The organism is Streptomyces sp. NPDC027185, assembly GCF_055567035.1.
Genome location: NZ_JBVHRF010000002.1, coordinates 626787 through 645646, shown reverse-complemented (window position 1 = coordinate 645646; position 18860 = coordinate 626787). Strand labels below are relative to the sequence as shown.

The following is an 18860-nucleotide window of genomic DNA, read 5'->3' as shown; positions in this document are numbered from 1 at the left end:
AGAACAGAAGCCCTGCACAGAGGAACACAACACAGAGAAGCCACAACCCACGCGGAGAAAAACACCCGACCCCCCCCTCACTTCCCCCCGCGCCGTGTGCCGGCCGGATCAGCTGGGGCGCTCGAAGTCCACCGAGCTGTACGCACGCAGCTTCGACAGCCGGTGCTGGGAGTCGATCTGGCGGATCGTGCCCGACTTCGAGCGCATCACCAGGGACTGGGTGTACGCGGTCTCCGCGCGGTAGCGGACGCCGCGCAGCAGGTCGCCGTCGGTGATGCCGGTCGCGACGAAGAAGACGTTGTCGCCCTTGACGAGGTCCTCGATCGCCAGGACCTTGTCGAGGTCGTGGCCGGCGTCGAGGGCGCGCTGCCGCTCCGCGTCGTCCTTGGGCCACAGCTTGGCCTGAAGGGTGCCGCCCAGGCACTTGAGGGCGCAGGCGGCGATGATGCCCTCGGGGGTGCCGCCGATGCCGAGGAGCAGGTCGACGCCGGTGCCCTCACGGGCCGCCATGATCGCGCCGGCCACATCGCCGTCCGAGATGAACTTGATGCGGGCGCCCGCCTCGCGGACCTCCTTGACCAGCCCGTCGTGGCGCGGCCGGTCCAGGATGACGACGGTGACGTCCTCGACGGCGGAACGCTTCGCCTTGGCGATCCGCTTGATGTTCACCGCGACGGGCGCGTTGATGTCGACGAAGTCGGCGGCCTCGGGGCCGGTGGCGAGCTTGTCCATGTAGAAGACCGCGGACGGGTCGAACATGGAGCCGCGCTCGGCGACGGCCATCACGGAGACGGCGTTGGCCATGCCCTTGGCGGTCAGCGTCGTACCGTCCACCGGGTCGACGGCCACATCGCACTCGGGGCCGGTGCCGTCGCCGACGCGCTCGCCGTTGTAGAGCATCGGGGCGTTGTCCTTCTCGCCCTCGCCGATCACCACCACGCCGTCCATCGACACGGTGTGGATCAGGGCGCGCATCGCCTTGACCGCCGCACCGTCGGCGCCGTTCTTGTCACCGCGCCCGACCCACCGGCCCGACGCCATGGCGCCGGCCTCGGTGACCCGGACCAACTCCAGGGCGAGGTTGCGGTCGGGGGCCTCGGGGCTGACTTCCAAGGGGGACGGGAGCTGATGCTCGGACACGAGCGCACCTTTCTGTACGGCTATGCCGCAGGTCTGAGGGTGTCTGCGATTTTATCGGTACGTCGCGAAAGTGAGCAGGCGGCCCTTCGCATGAGCGGCGCGGCGACCGGCGGAAGGGGGCCGCACACGGGGCGTCGCCACGGGGGTCGTGTCCTGATCGCGCAGGCCATGGGGGACGATAGGGGCGTGGCTGGAACGCGAGGCAGACAAACGGTACGGGACATGCTCCTGTCGCTGGCGGTGATCGGCGTGCTCGTCGCGGTGATCTACATCTTCATCCCGCACGACGACAGCGGCGGTGCGGAGAAGAAGGCGGTGCTGACCGTCGACACCCGCGTCGAGGTCGCCACGGCCCGCCGGGCGGCGCCGTACCCGATCGCCGCGCCGGAGGGACTGCCGAAGACCTGGCGCGCCACCTCCGTGTCGTACCGCGCCACCGAGGACGGCAAGGGCGGCGCCTGGCATCTGGGGCTGCTCGACCCGGAGCAGCAGTACGCGGCGGTGGAGCAGAGCGACGCGTCGCCGGAGAAGTTCATCAAGGAGGTCACCCTCGGTGCCTCCCGCGTCAAGGGCGAGCAGGCCGTCGGCAGCAAGAAGTGGGACCGCTACAAGGGCGAGAAGTACAACGCGCTGGTGCGCGAGGAGCCCGGGGTGACCACGGTGGTCACCGGTACCGCTCCGTACGGCAGGCTCGCCGAGCTGGCCGCGGCGCTGGTGGCGAAGAAGGGCTGACCGGCCGGTTCCGGACCTGCGCGGTCCGGGCCGCCCACGCGTTCGGGACGACGAAGGCCGCCGCACCTCTGGGGGAGCGGCGGCCTTCGTGCGCCGGGGGCCCGGCCCGTGGCGGGCGCGGGGCCGTGGCGGGGATCAGATGGTGGTGACGGCCTCGGTGTAGTCGAGGCGGGGCGAGCGCGGGAAGAAGGCGTCGGGGCCCGGCTTGCCGAAGTTGATGACGAGGAAGGACTTCTGCTTGCCGTCGCCGAAGAACTCCTTGTCGATGGCGGCGAAGTCGAAACCGGTCATCGGGCCGGCGGCGAGGCCGGCGGCGCGGATGCCGAGGATGAAGTAACCGGCCTGGAGGGTGGCGTTCTGGGTGCCGGCGACCTCGCGGACGGCGGCCTCGGAGAAGAACGCGTCCTTGACGCCCGGGGCGTGCGGGAAGAGCTGCGGCAGCTTCTCGTGGAAGTCGAGGTCCACGGAGAGGATCGCGGTCAGCGGCGCGGCCAGCGTCTTCGGGCCATTGGCGCCCATGGCGTGGGCGACCAGGCGCTTACGGGCGTCCTCGGAGCGGACCAGCGTCAGGCGCAGCGGCGACTGGTTGAAGGCGGTCGGCGCGAACTTCACCAGGTCGTAGATGGCCTGGACCTGCTCGTCCGTCACCGGCTCGTCCGTGAACGTGTTGGCGGTCTGGGCCTCGCGGAAGAGGAGGTCCTGAGCGGCGGCGTCAAGGGCGAGAGACATAGAGGCACCTCGGGGTCAGATAGAGGAAGAGGGTCGGGGCTGCCGATCCGGTGAGGTCTACGTGTTCCACTGTAGCGGCAATAGATTAATTTTCAACTAAAGTCGCGGTGGTGTGAGGGGGCTCACGGGCCGGGGCCCGGAAGGTCGGCCGGGGCCCGCGGCGGGAGAGCCGTCGGAGGGGTGGCCGGGGCCGTCGTTGCGAGGCCGGGGCAGATGCCGGGGGCGGGGCTCGGAGGTTCGGACGCCGGGCCCGGCCCGGGGCCGAGAGGCCGGTCCGGAAGGCCGGGCCTTGAGGCGGTCGAGTCGTGGGGGTTCGGCGGACGGGGGCTCGGGCCGCTCCGTCGCCGGGCCTGGTGGTCGGGGCTGTCCAGTCGCCGGGCGGCGGGGCGGGGCGCGGGCCGTCGGTGCCGGCGGGGCGGGCGGGTCCGTGCCGGTGGCACCTCGCCGGTCGCGGACGGCTGTACGGGGCCGGGCTTCCCGCCCCGTGGCGGACCGGGCGCCGGCCGGTCCGGGGGGATCAGTCCCGGGCCGTGTCGCTCTCCGGGGCGGCGTCCTCCTCGGCGAGGGCCGCGTCCAGGCGGGCGCGGGCACCGTCCAGCCAGCGGCGACAGACCTTCGCCAGCTCCTCGCCGCGCTCCCAGAGGGCCAGCGACTCCTCCAGCGTCGTACCGCCGGTCTCCAGACTGCGGACGACCTCGATCAGCTCGTCCCGTGCCTGCTCGTAACCGAGGGTGGAGTCCACGGTCGCCACGGGGGCGACCGCCGTGCGCTCCGCGTCCGTCATCTCGTCCGTCTCCGCCTTCGCCATGCCGTCCAGCCTAAGCGCTGGGTGTGACAGCGCCGTCGCCGTCGCTCACCCGGACCGTGAAGCCGCCCTCGGAGACCCGGGCGCGCAGCTCCTCGCCGTCGCTCACCTCGGACGGGGCGCGCACCGCCGTGCCGTCGTGGCGCTGGAGGACGGCGTAACCGCGCTCCAGAGTGGCCTTCGGGGAGAGCGCGACGACCCGGGCGCGGGTGTGCGCCAGCTCCGAGTCGGCGCGGTCCAGCAGATGGCCGAGGGTGCGGCGGCCCCGGCCGAGCAGCGCCTCGATCTGCTCGGCGCGCTCCGCCACCATCCGCTGCGGCTGCCGTATCGACGGGCGGCTCAGCGCCGCCGCGAGCCCCCGCTCCTCCCGCTCCAGGAAACCGCCGACCGCGCGCAGCGCCCGCTCGCGCAGCTGCCGCACCCGCACCAGCTCCTCGCCGACGTCCGGGACGACCTTCTTCGCCGCGTCGGTCGGGGTGGACGCCCGCAGGTCGGCGACGAGGTCGAGCAGCGGGGTGTCCGGCTCGTGGCCGATCGCGGAGACGACCGGGGTGCGGGCCTCGCCGACCGTCCGCACCAGCCGCTCGTCGGAGAACGGCAGCAGGTCCTCCACGCTGCCGCCGCCGCGCGCCACGATGATGACGTCCACCTCGGGCAGCGCGTCCAGCTCCCGCACCGCCCCGATGACCTCCGGCACCGCCCGCGCCCCCTGGACGGGGACGTTGCGCACCTCGAAGCGGACGGCGGGCCAGCGGTGCCGGGCGTTCTCCAGCACGTCCCGCTCGGCGGCGCTGGCCCGGCCGCAGACCAGGCCGATCAGCTGCGGCAGGAACGGCAGCGGCTTCTTGCGGTCCGCCGCGAACAGCCCCTCGGCCGCCAGGGACTTCTTCAGCTGCTCCAGCCGCGCGAGGAGTTCGCCCACGCCGACCGGCCGGATCTCGGCGGCGCGCAGCGACAACTGGCCGCGCGGGGCGTACCACTCCGGTTTGGCGTGCACCACCACCCGGGCGCCCTCGCCGACCACGTCCGCCACCTGGTCGAAGACCCGGCGGTAGCACGTCACGCTCAGCGAGATGTCGTGCGACGGGTCGCGCAGCGTCAAGAACACCACCCCGGCGCCCGGCCGCCGCGACAGCTGGGTGATCTGCCCCTCGACCCAGACGGCGCCGAGCCGGTCGATCCACCCGCCGATCAGCCGCGACACCTGACCGACCGGGACCGGCGCTTCGGGAGACGTGGAGAGAGCCATACGAGCGAGAGTATCGGCGACCACCGACAACGGGCAGGGGCCGACGCGAGGCCGGACGCGCGGCGACGGCGGGCCGGCCCGCCGGTGCACGCCCGGCCCCCGCCCGCCCACGCGGCACCCACGCCCGGCCGCCCCGCCCCGGGCCCCGCCGCTCCCGAGGGCCCGCACCCCGAACCGGCCCTACGGAATCCCGCACCCGTTCGTCCGCACCCGCTCGCGCCCGGCCGCCCCGCCCCGGGGCCCGCCGCTCCCGAGGGCCCGCACCCGTACCGGCGCCACGGGACCGTCCCGCCTACTTCCCGTCCCGCCCGGCCCGCTCCCTCGCGTACTGGAACCCCAGCACCGCCAGCCCCACCGCGAGCCACACCGCGCCGACCAGCTGGGCCGTCGGGGACGCCTCGACGATCACGGCGACCACCACGGCCAGGCCGATCACGGGGACCACCACATGGCGCAGCACGCTCGGGACCTCCGCGCGCCGCCGGACGCGGAACCAGCCGATCACCGACGCGTGCAGCAGCGCGAACGCGGTCAGCGCGCCGACGTTGACGATCGACGACAGATGGTCGAGCCCGTCGTCCCGCCGCGCCGCCCACACCGCCGCCACCAGCGTCACCACCGCCGCGCCCAGCAGCGCCCGGCGCGGCACCCCGCTGCCCGCGTCCACCTTGGCCATCGCCCCGGGCAGCCGCCGGTCCCGGGCCATCGCGAACAGCAGCCGTCCGGCCGCCGCCTGTCCGGCCAGTGCCGCGAACGCCGCGCCCAGCGCCTTGCTCGCCGCCACCAGATCGTGCAGCCAGCCGCCCACCGACGCGTCGACCGTCGTGTAGAACGCCGCGCCCTGCTCACCCGGCTTCGCGGCCAGCTCCGCCGCCGGCACCGGGGCCAGCAGCGCCGCCAGATACGTCTGCACCGCGAACAGCAGTCCCGCCACCACCAGGCAGGTGATCACCGCCCGCGCCACCTGGTCCGCGCCCCGCTGCCCGGCGCCCGCCGCCGGTCCGTGCGCCCCCCGCGCCTCCTCCGCGAACGCCGCGATGGCGTCGAAACCGAGGTACGACAGCACCGCCACCGACACCGCCGCCAGCACCGCCGTCATCGAGAAGCCGCCCTCGCCGGTCAGCGGCGCCGCCCAGCCGCGCTGCGCACCGTGCGCCACCAGCTCCGCCACCGCCGCGACCACGAACACCGCCAGCACCGCGATCTCCAGCGCCAGCACCGCGAACCCGACGACCGCCGCCGCCCGCACCCCCCACAGGTTCAGCAGCGTCGTCACCACCACCGCCAGCGCCGTCCACACCCACTGGTGCACCCCCGGGACGAGCGCGTGCATCGCGATCCCGGAGAAGAGATACGCCACCGCCGGGATCAGCAGGTAGTCCAGCATCGCCATCCACCCGGCGACGAACCCGGCCCCCTCACCCAGCCCCACCCGCGCGTAGGTGTAGACCGACCCCGCCTGCGGCGCGACCCGCACCATCTGCGCGTACGAGTACGCCGTGAAGGCCATCGCCACCGTCGCGACGAGATAGACGAGGGTGACCGCCCCGCCCGACTTGGCCTGGAGCGTGCCGAAGATGCCGACCGGCGCCATCGGGGCGATGAACAGCAGCCCGTAGACGATCAGGTCCCGGAAGGAGAGCGTCCGCCGCAGCGCCGGCGGACTGCTGCTGCCGCGCTCCGCCGCCGTCGCCGCCCCGTCGTCCCCGCCCGCCGGCCCCCCGGCCGTGCCCCGCGCCGTGTCGTTCTCCGGCATACCGCCTCCCTGGTCTCTCGGCCCCAGTCTGGGCCACCGGCGCGATCTCCGGGCGGTGCGGTACGCCCGTACGATGGGACGCATGACTGCTACGCCCGGCCCGTCACCCGCCACCGCCGCGAGCGAGGACGCCCCGCGTCACGGTGACACCCCGCAGCCCGCCAGCGCCCCGAGAGCCGACGCCCCGCGCGAGCGCCGGCGGGTCCTGCTCGCCGCCCCGCGCGGCTACTGCGCGGGGGTGGACCGCGCGGTGATCGCCGTCGAGAAAGCCCTGGAGCAGTACGGCGCTCCCGTCTACGTACGCCACGAGATCGTGCACAACAAGTACGTCGTGAAGACCCTGGAGAAGAAGGGCGCCATCTTCGTCGACGAGACGGCGGAGGTTCCCGAGGGCAACATCGTCATCTTCTCCGCGCACGGCGTCGCCCCGACCGTCCACGAGGAGGCGCGGCGCGGCAAGCTCGCCACCATCGACGCGACCTGCCCGCTGGTCACCAAGGTCCACAAGGAAGCCGTCCGGTACGCCAAGGAGGACTACGACATCCTCCTCATCGGCCACGAGGGCCACGAAGAGGTCATCGGCACCAGCGGCGAGGCGCCCGACCACATCACGCTGGTCGACGGCCCCGAGGACGTCGCGAACGTCGAGGTCCGCGACCCGGACAAGGTCGTCTGGCTCTCCCAGACCACCCTCTCCGTCGACGAGACCATGGAGACGGTCGGCGCCCTCAAGGGCCGCTACCCCAACCTCCTCTCGCCGCCCAGCGACGACATCTGCTACGCCACCCAGAACCGCCAGACCGCGGTCAAGCAGATGGGCGCCGACGCCGACCTCGTCATCGTCGTCGGCTCCAAGAACTCCTCGAACTCCGTCCGCCTCGTCGAGGTCGCCCTCGGCGCCGGCGCCAAGGACGCCCATCTGGTCGACTACGCCGACGAGATCGACGAGAGCTGGCTCGACGGCGTCACCACCGTCGGTGTCACCTCCGGCGCCTCCGTCCCCGACGTCCTCGTCCACGGCGTCCTGGACTGGCTCGCCGAGCGCGGCTACGACGACGTCGAGACGATCACCGCGGCGGAGGAGTCCATCGCCTTCTCACTGCCCAAGGAGCTCCGGCGTGACCTGCGCGCCGAGGCCAGGGCGGCCACGGAGAGCTGAGCCGGCACACCCCGGGGAACCGGCCGCCGTGACCTTCCGTACGGCGGCCGGTTCCGCTTTTCCGGGGCGGCCCGGGGCGGCCCGGCCGATTCCCCGTTCCCAGGGCGCCCCGCGCCCGTCGCGCCTAGCCTTTTCCCATGAAGGTCTTCGGTGTGGACATCGGCGGATCAGGCATCAAGGGCGCCCCGGTCGACCTGGAGCGCGGCGAACTGGCCGAACCGCGCCACAAGGTCCTCACCCCGCAGCCCGCCACGCCGGGCGCGGTCGCCGACAGCGTCCGCGAGGTCGTCGCGCACTTCGGCTGGACGGGCCCGGTCGGCGCCACCTTCCCCGGCGTGATCACCGGCGGCGTCACCCGTACCGCCGCCAATGTCGACAAGGGCTGGATCGGCACCGACGCCGCCCAGCTCCTCACCGGACGGCTCGGTGCCGACTGCCCGGTGACCCTCCTCAACGACGCGGACGCCGCCGGACTCGCCGAGATGCGCTACGGCGCCGGACGTGGCCGCCTCGGCACCGTCATCGTCCTCACCCTCGGCACCGGCATCGGCTCCGCCGTCTTCACCGGCGGCCGTCTGGTGCCCAACACCGAACTGGGCCATCTGGAGCTGAACGGCCACGACGCCGAGACCCGCGCCGCCTCCCACGCCAGGGACGCCGAGGGGCTGAGCTGGTCGCGGTGGGCGCGGCGGCTGACCAAGTACCTCACCCACGTCGAGATGCTCTTCTCGCCCGAACTGTTCGTGCTCGGCGGCGGGGTCAGCCGCAAGGCCGACAAGTTCCTGCCGCTGCTCGAAGGGATCAGGGCCGAGATCGTGCCGGCTCGGCTTCGGAACGACGCGGGGATCGTGGGTGCCGCGATGGCCGCTCATGCCGCTCGGGCTGCGGCGCCACCTGCCGCGGACGGTTCCCGGGAGCCCGCCCCGGCGCCCGCCCCTCCGCCGCACCGGGACGCCGGCTCCCCGGACGCCCCGCCGGTCGCGTCGCCGGTCGGCTGGCCCGACGCCGCACGATGAGCACCACCTTGCGCACCAGCGCGAGGAAGACACAGACCAGCGTCCCCGCGTAGAGCCAGCCGGCGTTCAGCGCCAGCACGGTGAAGACCCCCATCAGCAGCCCGGCGAACCCGTCCGCGCCGTGCGCGATCGGCACCGCCCCGAGCGTGAACGCGATCGGCAGCGCCACCGGCGCCGCCACCAGGTCGTACGGCCGCACCCACAGCCCCGCGCAGAACGACACCAGGACGAAGAAGACGCCGTACGGGACCTGCGCGCCGTCGAGGAGGAGCGCGTCGAGGGCGGCGAAGGCGAGCAGCGCGAGGGTGCTCAGCAGACCGCAGCCCAGGCCGGTCAGTTTCGGGGCGGGCATCCGCCGCACCACCGCGGCGACCTTGCCGGGCAGCGGTCGCGGACCGGCCCGGTAGACGGTCGCGGTACCGGCGGCCCGCCGCTCGGCGTCCGCCGGGTCCGTGCCGGGCCGCTCCCGGCCCGGCCGTCCCTTCGCCGGGCGCGGCAGCCGGGGGTCGCGGACCGCGGAGGGCCCGCCGCTCACGGCCGGGCGGTGCTGGGGTGCGCGCGCATCTCGTTGCTCCACCCGCCAACGGTAGGCCGCGCGGTGCTATGAACGGGCTCCGGGACACGCCAGGGTGTCTCACCGATGCTGCGTTCGGGGGCCCGCACCGGGCCGGACGGCCCACCGCCCGCGCCCCGTAAACTGGTGGATCGGCCCCTACGGGAGCCGTGTCCGCCCTCACCGCCTCGCTCCCCGGGATGTCGCCACCGTGTCGCTCACGATCGGAATCGTCGGACTGCCCAACGTCGGCAAGTCGACCCTCTTCAACGCCCTGACCAAGAACGATGTGCTGGCGGCCAACTACCCGTTCGCCACCATCGAGCCGAACGTCGGCGTCGTCGGCGTCCCCGACACCCGCCTGGCCAAGCTCGCCGAGATCTTCAGCTCCGAGCGGATCCTCCCGGCGACCGTCGACTTCGTCGACATCGCGGGCATCGTCCGCGGCGCCAGCGAGGGCGAGGGCCTGGGCAACAAGTTCCTCGCAAACATCCGCGAGTCCGACGCGATCTGCCAGGTCATCCGCGCTTTCGCCGACGAGAACGTCGTCCACGTCGACGGCAAGATCTCGCCCCGCGACGACATCGAGACGATCAACACCGAGCTGATCCTCGCCGACCTCCAGACCATCGAGAAGGTCCTGCCGCGCCTCCAGAAGGAATCGCGGATCAAGAAGGACATCGCCCCGAAGGTCAAGGCCGTCGAGGAGGCCAAGGAGATCCTGGAGCGCGGCGACACCCTCTTCTCCCAGGGCATCGTCCAGGGCTCCGGCAACGAAGAGCTCCTCCACGACCTCCACCTCCTCACCACCAAGCCCTTCCTCTACGTCTTCAACGTCGACGAGGACGAGCTGACCGACGAGGCGTTCCAGGCCGAACAGCGCGCCCTCGTCGCCCCCGCCGAGGCGATCTTCCTCAACGCCAAGCTGGAGGCCGACCTCGCCGAGCTGGACGAGGAGGACGCCATGGAACTCCTCCAGTCCGTGGGCGCCGAGGAGCCCGGCCTCGCCACCCTCGCCCGCGCCGGCTTCGCCACCCTGGGCCTGCAGACCTACCTGACGGCCGGCCCCAAGGAATCCCGCGCCTGGACCATCAAACAGGGCGCCACCGCCCCCGAAGCCGCCGGAGTCATCCACACCGACTTCCAGAAGGGCTTCATCAAGGCCGAGGTCATCTCCTTCGCCGACCTGGTGGAGACAGGTTCGGTCACCGAGGCCCGCGCCAAGGGCAAGGCCCGCATGGAGGGCAAGGACTATGTGATGCAGGACGGGGATGTGGTGGAGTTCCGCTTCAATGTGTAGCGGGTGACATATCCACCACATCGCTGATCTGGCAAACGTGCAGGTCAGAAGGGGTCCGGCTCTTCGGGGTCGGGCCCTTTGCGTTGCCCGCGTCCGGACCGTGCCGGGACGGGACGAGGGCGCCGGCGCCGGGACGCATGCTTTCGGTGCTTGTGGACGGATGGGGCTTGGCGGTTTTCCTACTCGTTTGACACACTTGAGTTATGGGCGAGACGACGTACAGCATCGGGGAAGGGCCGGCGACGCGGGTGAGCCTGTCGCTGCCGGAAGGGACGGCGGAGGCGATCCGGGCGCGGGTGGGGAAGCGGGAGTTCTCCGCGTTCATCGCCGAGGCGGTCGAGCGTGAGCTGCGTGGGCAGGTCCTTGACGAGTACCTGGCGGACTACGAGAGCCGCAAGGGGCCGGTCTCCGAGCCGGCCCGCCAGCGGGCGCGGCAGGTCTTCGACGAGGTGTTCGCCGAGGAGGGCCAGTGGCCCGCCGCAAGCTGAGTCACGAGGGGACGTTGATCCTCGACAGCGAGGGGCTTTCGAAGCTGCTCTCCGATGACGAGCAGGTGGTGGCCCTGGTCGGCGAGGCGCGCTTGCGCGGCATGGAGGTCGTGATCAGCGCGCTCACCATCATCGAGGCCGTCCATGCGCGTACGAACACGTCCCGGCTGAACTGGGTGCTTTCCGGAATGCGTGCGGTCCCGGTGGGCGATGAGGAGGCTAGGGCGGCCTCGAATCTGCTCATGGAGGCCGGCCTGCACGGGCACAAGTACGCGATCGATGCGGCGGTCGCCGAGGCTGCGCTGCGTCAGCACCGCCCGGTGGCGATGTTGACATCTGATATCGACGACATGGTCAAGCTCTGCGGCGATCGGGTCCGGCTCGTCGCGGTGTGAACGTGCGTTTCGAGCGGTGCGAGGTCGCGTCGGGGGGAAACCGGAGGGTATTCCTCGGACCCGGTCCGGCCCCGTACGGATCACCGGAGGCCCGGCCGGTTGCGGCCGGGCCTCTGCTGTTCTCGGCGCGGCCCGGCCGGGGGTCAGCCCGCCGTCCCGACGCTCGTCAGGAACCCCCGTACGTATCCGGCGACCGTGTCCGGATGGTTCTCCAGCAGGAAATGGCCGCCGCCGGGTACGAGGTGGATTTCCGCGGCGGGCAGGTCTCTCGTGAAGGCGTGGGCGCCTTCGGGGCCGAAGATCTCGTCGTTCGCGCCCCAGACGGCGAGGAGGGGGACCTGGCTTTCGCGGAAGTAGGTGTGCAGGCGGGGATAGAGGGGACGGTTGGTGGCGTAGTCGCGGAAGAGGGCCAGCTGGACGAGGTCGTTGCCGGGTCGGCTGATCTCGTGGTGGTCGGTGGTCCAGGTGTCGGGGTCGATCAGTTCGGGGCGGGCCACACCGTGCAGGTACTGCCAACGGATGGCGTCGAGGGTGAGGGCGGTGCGGACGGCGGGTTCGGTGTGCGGGCCGGGGGCGGCGGCGTAGGCCCAGAGGGGGTCCCAGAAGTCGGGTACGAAGCCGTCCTCGTAGGCGTTGCCGTTCTGGGTGATCACCGCGGTCACGGCTTCGGGGGAGCGCAGGGCGAGCCGCCAGCCGATGGGGGCGCCGTAGTCCTGGACGTAGAGGGCGTAGCGGGCGATGCCGAGGTGGGTCAGGAGGGCTTCGGTGAGGTCGGTCAGGGCGTCGAAGGTGTAGGGGAACGTCTCCGCGGGTGGTGTGTCGGAGCGGCCGAAGCCGAGGTGGTCGGGGGCGATGAGGTGGAAGCGGTCGGCCAGCGCCGGGATGAGGTGGCGGAACATGCGGGAGCTGGTGGGGAATCCGTGCAGGAGGACGAGCGCGGGGGCCTCGCGGGGGCCCGCCTCGCGGTAGAAGAGCCGGTGTCCCCGGACGGTGGCGAAGCGGTGGTGGATCTCCGGCATGACTAACCCCTTCAATGGTTCATGGTGGTTATCTCTCGTGTTCAGTAGGGCAGCTCTGCGGTAACCTGTCAAGTGGCTTGATGGGGTTAGGTGGGAAGGTGGGGTGGGTCGTGCTGGACGAAGAGGCCCTGATGGAGGCGTTGAACAGCACCCCTGTCGTGGACGGTCGGCGCCGCGACCTGTGGGAGGACGGCACCGACCTGGCGCGGTGGGTGCGGGAACATGGCGGGCTCGGCGGGGACGACGAGTGCCGGTGGCTGCGCGCCGCCCGGGACGCCCTTCAGGAGGCGGAGTCGGGTGCGGCGGCGGAACCCCGGCTGAGGCGGGTCCTGGCGGGGGTGCGGAAGGTTCCGGTGCCCGGTGCGGCGGGCGTCGAGTGGCGGCTGGAGGCGCCGCCGGAGCGTCGGCTCGCCGTGGAACTCGTCCTGGCCTGGGCGGACGTCAAGGAGCGTATGCCCGGCAGGCTGCGCCCGTGCGGGAACCCCGAGTGCCGCCTCTTCCTCCTGGACCGCAGCCGCGCCAACACCGCGCGGTGGTGCTCGATGAAGACCTGCGGCAACCGGCTCAAGGCCCGCCGCCACCAGGCCCGGACGCGGGAGAGCTCGTAACGCGGGGGCTTTGGGCGGAGCCCGGGTGGGCCGGGGCGGCGTAGCGGTGAGCCGGTCGGGAACGCCCGGGGTGCCCCCGGCGGCGCGCCGCCCCGCGCCCGCTTCCGTTTTTCGGTATCAGGCAAGACAACGCGCGTGCTCCCGAAGGGAATTCACCCGGAAATGCATGAGGGGGCGGATTTCCCTTCCGCTTTCTCTTCTTTTTCTTGCGGAAGTTGAGCGCGGGCGGAGTATTTCGGGGCGAAGTTCCTCCGCCTCGGGGCGCGTTGGGCGCATTGTGTGTGCGCTGCCCGGTGGCAGGCCCGTCCTGTCGCTCCGTTCCCGTGCGCGTATAGCGGATCCCCCGGGAGGCGAACCGCGCCGTGGGCTCGTCATGCCTTCGAAACCCTCGCGAGTCTCCCTGGATACCTGCGGTTCAGGTGCCGTAGGCCGCAGCGGCACATCGGGCGCCCTGTTGCAAGGGATAAAACAAGCCAATCAGTGAGCGCAGGATGGCCGTTTTGTGTGGGGTGGTGCCGTGGGGCGTCACCGGGAGAACAGCTCGAAGCGGACGATTCGCTCCGTGCCGCCGGGGGCCGGGCGCAGGGTCCGGTCGAGGAAGTCGCGGGCGTAGGTGAGGGGATCGGGCGTGGGGGAGCCAGGGGCGGCGAGGCCCTGGATGTACGTCCGGTGGGCGGCGAGGGAGGCCACGGCGGCGTCGAAACCGGAGCCGATGGCCATCGCGTGGGTGGGGGCGGGGGAGTCGGCCACGGCGATGTGGCGGACGCCGTTCCAGGGCTGGAGGCCGTCCTGGGTGACGAGGTCGGGGAAGATCCAGCGGTTGCCCGCGTCGGCGGCGGCGTCGAGGACGGCGCGGCCGACGGTGCGGTGGTCGGGGGTGTTCCAGTGGCCGCCCTCCCAGGTGTCGTGGTGGTTGAGGGTGACGAGCAGGTCGGGGCGGTGGCGGCGGACGGCCGCCGACAGGTCACGGCGCAGGGCGAGCGTCGGGGTGACGGTCCCGTCGGGATGGTCGAGGAATTCGACGGTACGGACGCCGACGAGGGCGGCGCCGGCCCGCTCCTCGGCCTCGCGGACCGTGGCGCACTCATCGGGTGCGAGACCGTCGATACCAGCCTCGCCGCGGGTCACCAGGAGATAGGTGACGGTGCGTCCGGAGGCGGTCCATTCGGCGACGGCGGCGGCCGCGCCGTACTCCAGGTCGTCGGGGTGCGCGGCGATGGCGAGCGCGTGGTGCCAGTCGTCGGGCAGGGCGGGGAGCGGGGCGGTGGTGCCGGTCATGGGGCTCCTCGGGGTGCGGCTTCTCCGCGTCCACCCTCGCCCGATTCCTTGATCGTTATGCCGGGTGAGCTGGGGGTCATCACATTGGGTGATTTCCTGGCCCAAGGTTGCGGGTGGCAACGCGCAGTTGCCACGCTGTTACCCACCGCCAAGCTGTTGGGAGGGCCCGTGTCTTTCGGTGAGCAGCCCGCGTACCTCCGTGTCGCAGGCGACCTGCGTCAGAAGATCGTCGACGGCGCGCTGCCGCCGCACACCCGGCTCCCCTCGCAGGCCCGCATCCGTGCCCAGTACGGCGTCTCCGACACCGTCGCGCTGGAAGCGCGCAAGGTGCTCATGGCGGAGGGCCTCGTCGAGGGCCGCTCCGGCTCCGGTACGTATGTGCGCGAGCGCCCCGCGCCCCGCCGGATCGCCCGTGCCGGGCACCACGCCGGGCCCGCCTGCACCCCCTTCCGGCAGGAGCAGACGGACGAGCGGGTCGCGGGCAGCTGGGAGTCGAGCAGCCGGCAGGAGGAGGCGGGGAGTTCGGTCGCCGGGCGGCTGCGGATCGAGCCGGGCGCGCGGGTCATGCGGACGCGGTACGTCTTCCGCGCGGAGGGTGAGCCGGCCATGGTCTCGACGTCCTGGGAGCCGCTGGAGATCACCGGCCGGACCCCGGTGATGCTGCCCGAGGAGGGCCCGCTCGCGGGGCGCGGCGTGGTCGAGCGGATGGCCGCGATCGACGTGGTGGTGGACAACGTCGTGGAGGAGGTCGGCGCCCGGCCGGGGCTGGCTGAAGAAGTCATGGTGCTGGGCGGCGTGCCGGGCCATGCTGTGCTCGTCATCTCGCGGACGTACTTCGCCGGAGGCAGGCCCGTGGAGACCGCCGATGTGGTCACCCTGGCCGACCGGCACCGTGTGACGTATCACCTGCCGGTCCGCTAGGTCCGGCGCGACGGGGGCGGGAGGAAGTAAGGGCGGGACGGGGAGTCGGACGCGAGGGCCTCGGGATGGCTCCGCGTACCGCCCGTAACGCCAATTTCATGCGGACTCGTTGTCCGTATTCATTCTTATTTGTCGGCTGCACCGTGTCGTGGGAATAGTCACACCCGCTCGCTGGGGCGGGGCTTTTCGCCGGGTAAGGGAATCCGATCATCCGATTCGCTCTTACGATGGCGAAGTTTGTGCACGGCACGGGGGAAGACCAGGAGACCAAGCACGTGAGCACGACGAAGACCCCGAGCGCGGAGCAGGGCTCGCACTCCAATTACCGCCGGTCCCTAGGGACCATCGCCCTGACCGCCACTGGCCTCGGGTCCATCATCGGCTCCGGTTGGCTCTTCGGAGCCGAACGGGCCGCTGCCATCGCCGGTCCCGCCGCCATCCTCGCCTGGGTGATCGGCGCGGTCGTCGCACTCACCATCGCCCTGACCTACACCGAGCTGGGGTCGATGTTCCCGAAGGCCGGCGGCATGGTCCGCTACGGCCAGTACTCGCACGGCTCGCTCGCCGGTTACCTCGCGGCGTGGGCCAACTGGATCGCGATCGTCTCCGTGATCCCCGGCGAGGCCACCGCCTCCGTCCAGTACATGAGCTCCTGGGACTTCGGCTGGGCCCAGGCGCTGTACGACGGCAAGGAGCTGACCGGCAGCGGCGTGGCGCTCGCCAGCGTGCTGCTGATCTTCTACTTCTTCCTGAACTGGTTCGCGATCACGCTGTTCGCGAAGACCAACACCGCGATCACGGTCTTCAAGGTCGTCGTCCCGGTCCTGACCGCGAGCGCGCTGATGATCGCGCACTTCGACACGGGCAACATCAAGGACGCCGGCGGCTTCACGCCGAACGGCTGGAGCTCGGTCTTCACCGCCGTCGCGGTCTCCGGCATCGTCTGGGCCTACAACGGCTTCCAGTCGCCGCTGAACCTCGCCGCCGAGGCGCGTAACCCGGGCCGTTCGCTGCCGAAGGCCGTCATCGGCTCCATCGTCATCGCCCTGGTGATCTACGTCGCCCTGCAGGTCGCGTTCCTGATGGCGGTGCCCGGTGACAAGCTCGCCTCCGCCGGCGGCTGGGCCGGTCTCGGCTACAACTCGCCGCTCGCCGACCTCGCCATCGCCTGGGGTCTGAACTGGCTGGCGATGCTGCTTTACGCCGACGCCTTCATCTCGCCGTCCGGCACGGGCATGATCTACGCCGCCACCACCTCGCGCATGATCCACGGCGTGCAGGAGAACGGCCACCTGCCCGGCATCTTCGGCAAGGTCGACAAGAAGACCGGTGTGCCGCGCCCGGCGCTGGTGCTCAACCTCGTCATCGCCTTCCTGTTCCTCGCGGTCTTCCGCGGCTGGGGCTCACTGGCGGAGATCGTCTCCGTCGCCACGGTCATCTCGTACATCACCGGCCCCGTCGCCGTGATGTCGCTGCGCCGCCTCTCGCCCGGCCTGAAGCGTCCGGTGCGCCTGAAGGTGATGCCGGTCATCGCCCCGATCGCGATGGTCTTCGGTTCGCTGGTGCTGTACTGGGGCCGCTGGCCGCTCACCGGCAAGGTCATCCTGATCATGGCGGTCGGTCTGCCGGTCTGGGCCTGGTACGAGATCGGCAAGCCGCTCTCGCAGGGCCGCAAGCCGTGGGCCGAGCTGCGTCCGCACCTCAAGGCCGGCGCCTGGATGGTGGTGTACCTGCTGGTCATGGCGATCGTCTCGTACAGCGGCGGCAAGGAGTTCGGCGGCAAGGGCTACCTGCCGGAAGGCGTGGACATCGTCGTGGTCGTCCTCATCGGCCTCGCGTTCTACTTCTGGGGCGTGCGCAGCTCGTGGCGGAACCCCTCGCTGGTCGCGGTCGAGGAGGAGATCCGCGCGGCGGAGGCGGCCGAGGAGTCCGGGGCGGCGACCGTGGGCGCTCAGCGCTCCGGTGACGCGGGTCCCGATGACGACCGTCCCTCGGACGGCAAGGTCCGCAGCGACGCCTGATCCGCACCGCGTCCGGGGCCCGGCCCCGGTCGATGCTCCACCGAGCCGTACGGCTCCACCGGCCACTCGCAGGCCCTCCCGGTACGCCGGGGGCCCGCGGGTGGCCGGTTCCGTCTCTCCTTGTGCCATTCCGTATCCGCTGAGTGAAGGTCGGGCGTAGGGTCGGGCATATGCAGAATGCGGATTCGGTATCGGCCCGGGAGGGGCACGGGATGACGCGCGGTGCTGCGGACGGAGCGATGTGATGGCCGGCGGAACGACCGAGCTGCCCTGGCTCGTCATTCGTCAGGAGGAAGGCGGCCATCGCTATCGGGTGGGCCGGTACGCCACCCGCGCGGAGGCCGAGCGGGTCGCCGGACGCCTCGACGGCGACGGTGACCAGCGGCTCTACGTGGTGGAGAAGATGGATGTGACGACCGGCTGAGCGGGTTGCGGAGCGTGGTGCGCGCCGTAGGCTGCCGCGTATGACGACGGTGCGTGTGGTGGTGGGCGGCGCGGTGCTCGATCGCGGGCGGTTGCTGGCCGCGCGGCGCAGCGCGCCGCCCGCGCTGGCCGGCCGCTGGGAGCTGCCCGGCGGGAAGGTGGAGGACGGCGAGAGTCCCGAGCAGGCGCTCGTCCGTGAGCTGCGCGAGGAGCTGGGCGTCGAGGCCGAGCCGCTGGCGCCGATCGAGGGCGAGTGGCCGCTGCGCCCGGGGTTCGTCCTGCGGGTGTGGGCCGCCAGGCTGGTCTCCGGTGAGCCGCGGCCGCTCCAGGACCACGACGAGCTGCGCTGGCTGGAGCCGGCCGAGGAGTTGTCGGTGGACTGGCTGGACCAGGACCGGCCGGCGGTGGCCGCCGCGATGCGGCTGCTGCGGGAGGGTGCGGATCCGGCCACCGCCGCGCCGCCCGGTCCGCCGCGCTCCACCGTGCCCGGCGGGCGTACACCGCTCTGAGGACGGCGGGCGTCCGCCTCGTACGGCGTGGTGCGCGGGATCGGGCGGCGGGTTCGTCCGGGTGGCCCGGACGCCCGTGCGCGGGCGGTACGGGCGGACAATTATCGGGTATGTCCTGATTGACCCATTTACCGGCGGGTGCGGTGGGCGTCGCACCATGGGAAGTGATCGGCGTGAGCGACAGCGGAGCGGCAGGAGCCCCCGAATCGGCACACGCCGCCGTCCGCCGTCGTGACCCGTCAGCCGGGGCGTCCGCCGTCGCCGGATGGAGTTTCCCCGCCGAGCCCGGCGCCGTCCGCACCGCGCGGGCCACGGTCCGCGCGACCCTCGCCGACTGGGGTCTCGATCCGCTCGTCGACACCGCCGTACTGCTCGTCAGCGAACTGGTCACCAACTCCCTGACGTACGCCAGCGGCCCGATCGGTGTCCGGCTGGAGCGGCTCGGCGGCGGACTCCTCGTCGAGGTCTCCGATCCGCTGCCCGATCCGCCGCTGGAGCGCACCGCGGCCCCCGACGACGAGGGCGGACGCGGCCTCCAGCTGGTCGCCCGCGCCTCCCGGCGCTGGGGGACGCGGCACGGGAAGAGCGGCAAGACCGTGTGGTTCGAGCTGGCGGTGGCTGGTTAGGAGACAGGTGGCCCCGGTTGACGCGCGTCGTTGCCCATTCGTCGACAAACCGTGCCGGGGCCGCGATCGAGACTGTGCTGTGATCGTGAAGACCGTGTTCCGAAGTGCCGAGGTGCTGATTTACTCGGCAGGT

At 72.0% G+C, this 18860-nt stretch carries 19 protein-coding genes and 1 pseudogene; 12 read left to right on the top strand and 8 right to left on the bottom strand.

Features of this window, described 5'->3' with window-relative positions; all coding sequences use genetic code 11:
- Window positions 1-108: 108 nt before the first annotated feature.
- Complete coding sequence (gene glpX, locus ACZ4M8_RS08020; RefSeq protein WP_399086441.1) at window positions 109-1140, bottom strand: class II fructose-bisphosphatase; 1032 nt, start codon at window positions 1138-1140, stop codon at window positions 109-111.
- A gap of 168 nt (window positions 1141-1308) precedes the next feature.
- On the opposite strand from glpX, the gene ACZ4M8_RS08015 reads away from it, so the two are divergent.
- Window positions 1309-1872, top strand: coding sequence for a DUF4245 domain-containing protein (locus ACZ4M8_RS08015; protein WP_467604353.1), 564 nt, complete (start codon window positions 1309-1311; stop codon window positions 1870-1872).
- Window positions 1873-2007: 135 nt separating this feature from the next.
- Here the strand turns inward: ACZ4M8_RS08015 and ACZ4M8_RS08010 are convergent, their stop codons facing one another.
- The 4 genes from ACZ4M8_RS08010 to ACZ4M8_RS07995 form a co-directional block, all read right to left on the bottom strand.
- Complete coding sequence (locus tag ACZ4M8_RS08010) at window positions 2008-2601, bottom strand: malonic semialdehyde reductase (RefSeq protein ID WP_467604351.1); 594 nt, start codon at window positions 2599-2601, stop codon at window positions 2008-2010.
- Window positions 2602-3118: 517 nt separating this feature from the next.
- The gene (locus ACZ4M8_RS08005) at window positions 3119-3409 is read right to left on the bottom strand and encodes an exodeoxyribonuclease VII small subunit (RefSeq protein WP_467604348.1); all 291 of its coding nucleotides are present in this window, start codon (window positions 3407-3409) and stop codon (window positions 3119-3121) included.
- Window positions 3410-3419: 10 nt separating this feature from the next.
- Window positions 3420-4655, bottom strand: a complete 1236-nt coding sequence (gene xseA, locus ACZ4M8_RS08000; protein ID WP_467604345.1) for an exodeoxyribonuclease VII large subunit — start codon at window positions 4653-4655, stop codon at window positions 3420-3422.
- Window positions 4656-4947: 292 nt separating this feature from the next.
- On the bottom strand, window positions 4948-6411 hold the full coding sequence (locus ACZ4M8_RS07995) for an APC family permease (RefSeq protein WP_467604342.1): 1464 nt from the start codon (window positions 6409-6411) through the stop codon (window positions 4948-4950).
- 82 nt (window positions 6412-6493) lie between these two features.
- On the opposite strand from ACZ4M8_RS07995, the gene ACZ4M8_RS07990 reads away from it, so the two are divergent.
- Both ACZ4M8_RS07990 and ppgK read left to right on the top strand, forming a co-directional pair.
- Window positions 6494-7570: a 4-hydroxy-3-methylbut-2-enyl diphosphate reductase gene (locus ACZ4M8_RS07990; protein WP_467604340.1), complete on the top strand. Its 1077-nt coding sequence runs from the start codon at window positions 6494-6496 to the stop codon at window positions 7568-7570.
- 137 nt (window positions 7571-7707) lie between these two features.
- The gene (gene ppgK, locus ACZ4M8_RS07985) at window positions 7708-8586 is read left to right on the top strand and encodes a polyphosphate--glucose phosphotransferase (protein ID WP_467604338.1); all 879 of its coding nucleotides are present in this window, start codon (window positions 7708-7710) and stop codon (window positions 8584-8586) included.
- Window positions 8587-8647: 61 nt separating this feature from the next.
- On the opposite strand, the pseudogene ACZ4M8_RS07980 reads toward ppgK, so the two are convergent.
- A pseudogene (locus tag ACZ4M8_RS07980) lies at window positions 8648-8938 on the bottom strand (DUF6542 domain-containing protein); the annotation flags it as partial.
- A gap of 412 nt (window positions 8939-9350) precedes the next feature.
- On the opposite strand from ACZ4M8_RS07980, the gene ychF reads away from it, so the two are divergent.
- The 3 genes from ychF to ACZ4M8_RS07965 all read left to right on the top strand — a co-directional run bounded on the left by ychF (window position 9351) and on the right by ACZ4M8_RS07965 (window position 11322).
- Window positions 9351-10439 carry a redox-regulated ATPase YchF gene (ychF, locus tag ACZ4M8_RS07975; RefSeq protein WP_467604337.1) on the top strand — a complete coding sequence of 363 codons (1089 nt, stop codon included), beginning with the start codon at window positions 9351-9353 and terminating at the stop codon, window positions 10437-10439.
- A gap of 203 nt (window positions 10440-10642) precedes the next feature.
- Entirely contained in the window at window positions 10643-10927 is a 285-nt protein-coding gene (locus tag ACZ4M8_RS07970) for a hypothetical protein (protein WP_467604335.1), read from the top strand.
- On the top strand, window positions 10909-11322 hold the full coding sequence (locus tag ACZ4M8_RS07965) for a DNA-binding protein (RefSeq protein WP_467604333.1): 414 nt from the start codon (window positions 10909-10911) through the stop codon (window positions 11320-11322). The genes ACZ4M8_RS07970 and ACZ4M8_RS07965 overlap by 19 nt, the downstream gene beginning before the upstream one ends.
- Before the next feature lie 143 nt (window positions 11323-11465).
- On the opposite strand, the gene ACZ4M8_RS07960 is transcribed toward ACZ4M8_RS07965, so the two are convergent.
- A complete protein-coding gene (locus tag ACZ4M8_RS07960) occupies window positions 11466-12341 on the bottom strand; it encodes an alpha/beta fold hydrolase (RefSeq protein ID WP_467604331.1) in 876 nt (291 codons plus the stop codon).
- Between the two features lie 110 nt (window positions 12342-12451).
- Here ACZ4M8_RS07960 and ACZ4M8_RS07955 point away from each other — a divergent pair, with 110 nt between their 5' ends.
- Entirely contained in the window at window positions 12452-12949 is a 498-nt protein-coding gene (locus ACZ4M8_RS07955; protein ID WP_467604330.1) for a CGNR zinc finger domain-containing protein, read from the top strand.
- 525 nt (window positions 12950-13474) lie between these two features.
- On the opposite strand, the gene ACZ4M8_RS07950 is transcribed toward ACZ4M8_RS07955, so the two are convergent.
- Entirely contained in the window at window positions 13475-14227 is a 753-nt protein-coding gene (locus ACZ4M8_RS07950; protein ID WP_467604327.1) for a PIG-L deacetylase family protein, read from the bottom strand.
- 168 nt (window positions 14228-14395) lie between these two features.
- On the opposite strand from ACZ4M8_RS07950, the gene ACZ4M8_RS07945 reads away from it, so the two are divergent.
- The 5 genes from ACZ4M8_RS07945 to ACZ4M8_RS07925 all read left to right on the top strand — a co-directional run bounded on the left by ACZ4M8_RS07945 (window position 14396) and on the right by ACZ4M8_RS07925 (window position 18727).
- The gene (locus ACZ4M8_RS07945; protein WP_467604324.1) at window positions 14396-15148 is read left to right on the top strand and encodes a GntR family transcriptional regulator; all 753 of its coding nucleotides are present in this window, start codon (window positions 14396-14398) and stop codon (window positions 15146-15148) included.
- Between the two features lie 275 nt (window positions 15149-15423).
- Window positions 15424-17169, top strand: a complete 1746-nt coding sequence (locus tag ACZ4M8_RS07940; protein ID WP_467604321.1) for an APC family permease — start codon at window positions 15424-15426, stop codon at window positions 17167-17169.
- Window positions 17170-17413: 244 nt separating this feature from the next.
- Window positions 17414-17593 (top strand): SPOR domain-containing protein, encoded by a 180-nt coding sequence (locus ACZ4M8_RS07935; protein ID WP_399086393.1) that lies wholly within the window; start codon window positions 17414-17416, stop codon window positions 17591-17593.
- 40 nt (window positions 17594-17633) lie between these two features.
- On the top strand, window positions 17634-18101 hold the full coding sequence (locus ACZ4M8_RS07930) for a (deoxy)nucleoside triphosphate pyrophosphohydrolase (protein ID WP_467604319.1): 468 nt from the start codon (window positions 17634-17636) through the stop codon (window positions 18099-18101).
- 164 nt (window positions 18102-18265) lie between these two features.
- A complete protein-coding gene (locus ACZ4M8_RS07925) occupies window positions 18266-18727 on the top strand; it encodes an ATP-binding protein (protein WP_467605303.1) in 462 nt (153 codons plus the stop codon).
- The last annotated feature ends 133 nt before the right edge of the window (window positions 18728-18860 follow it).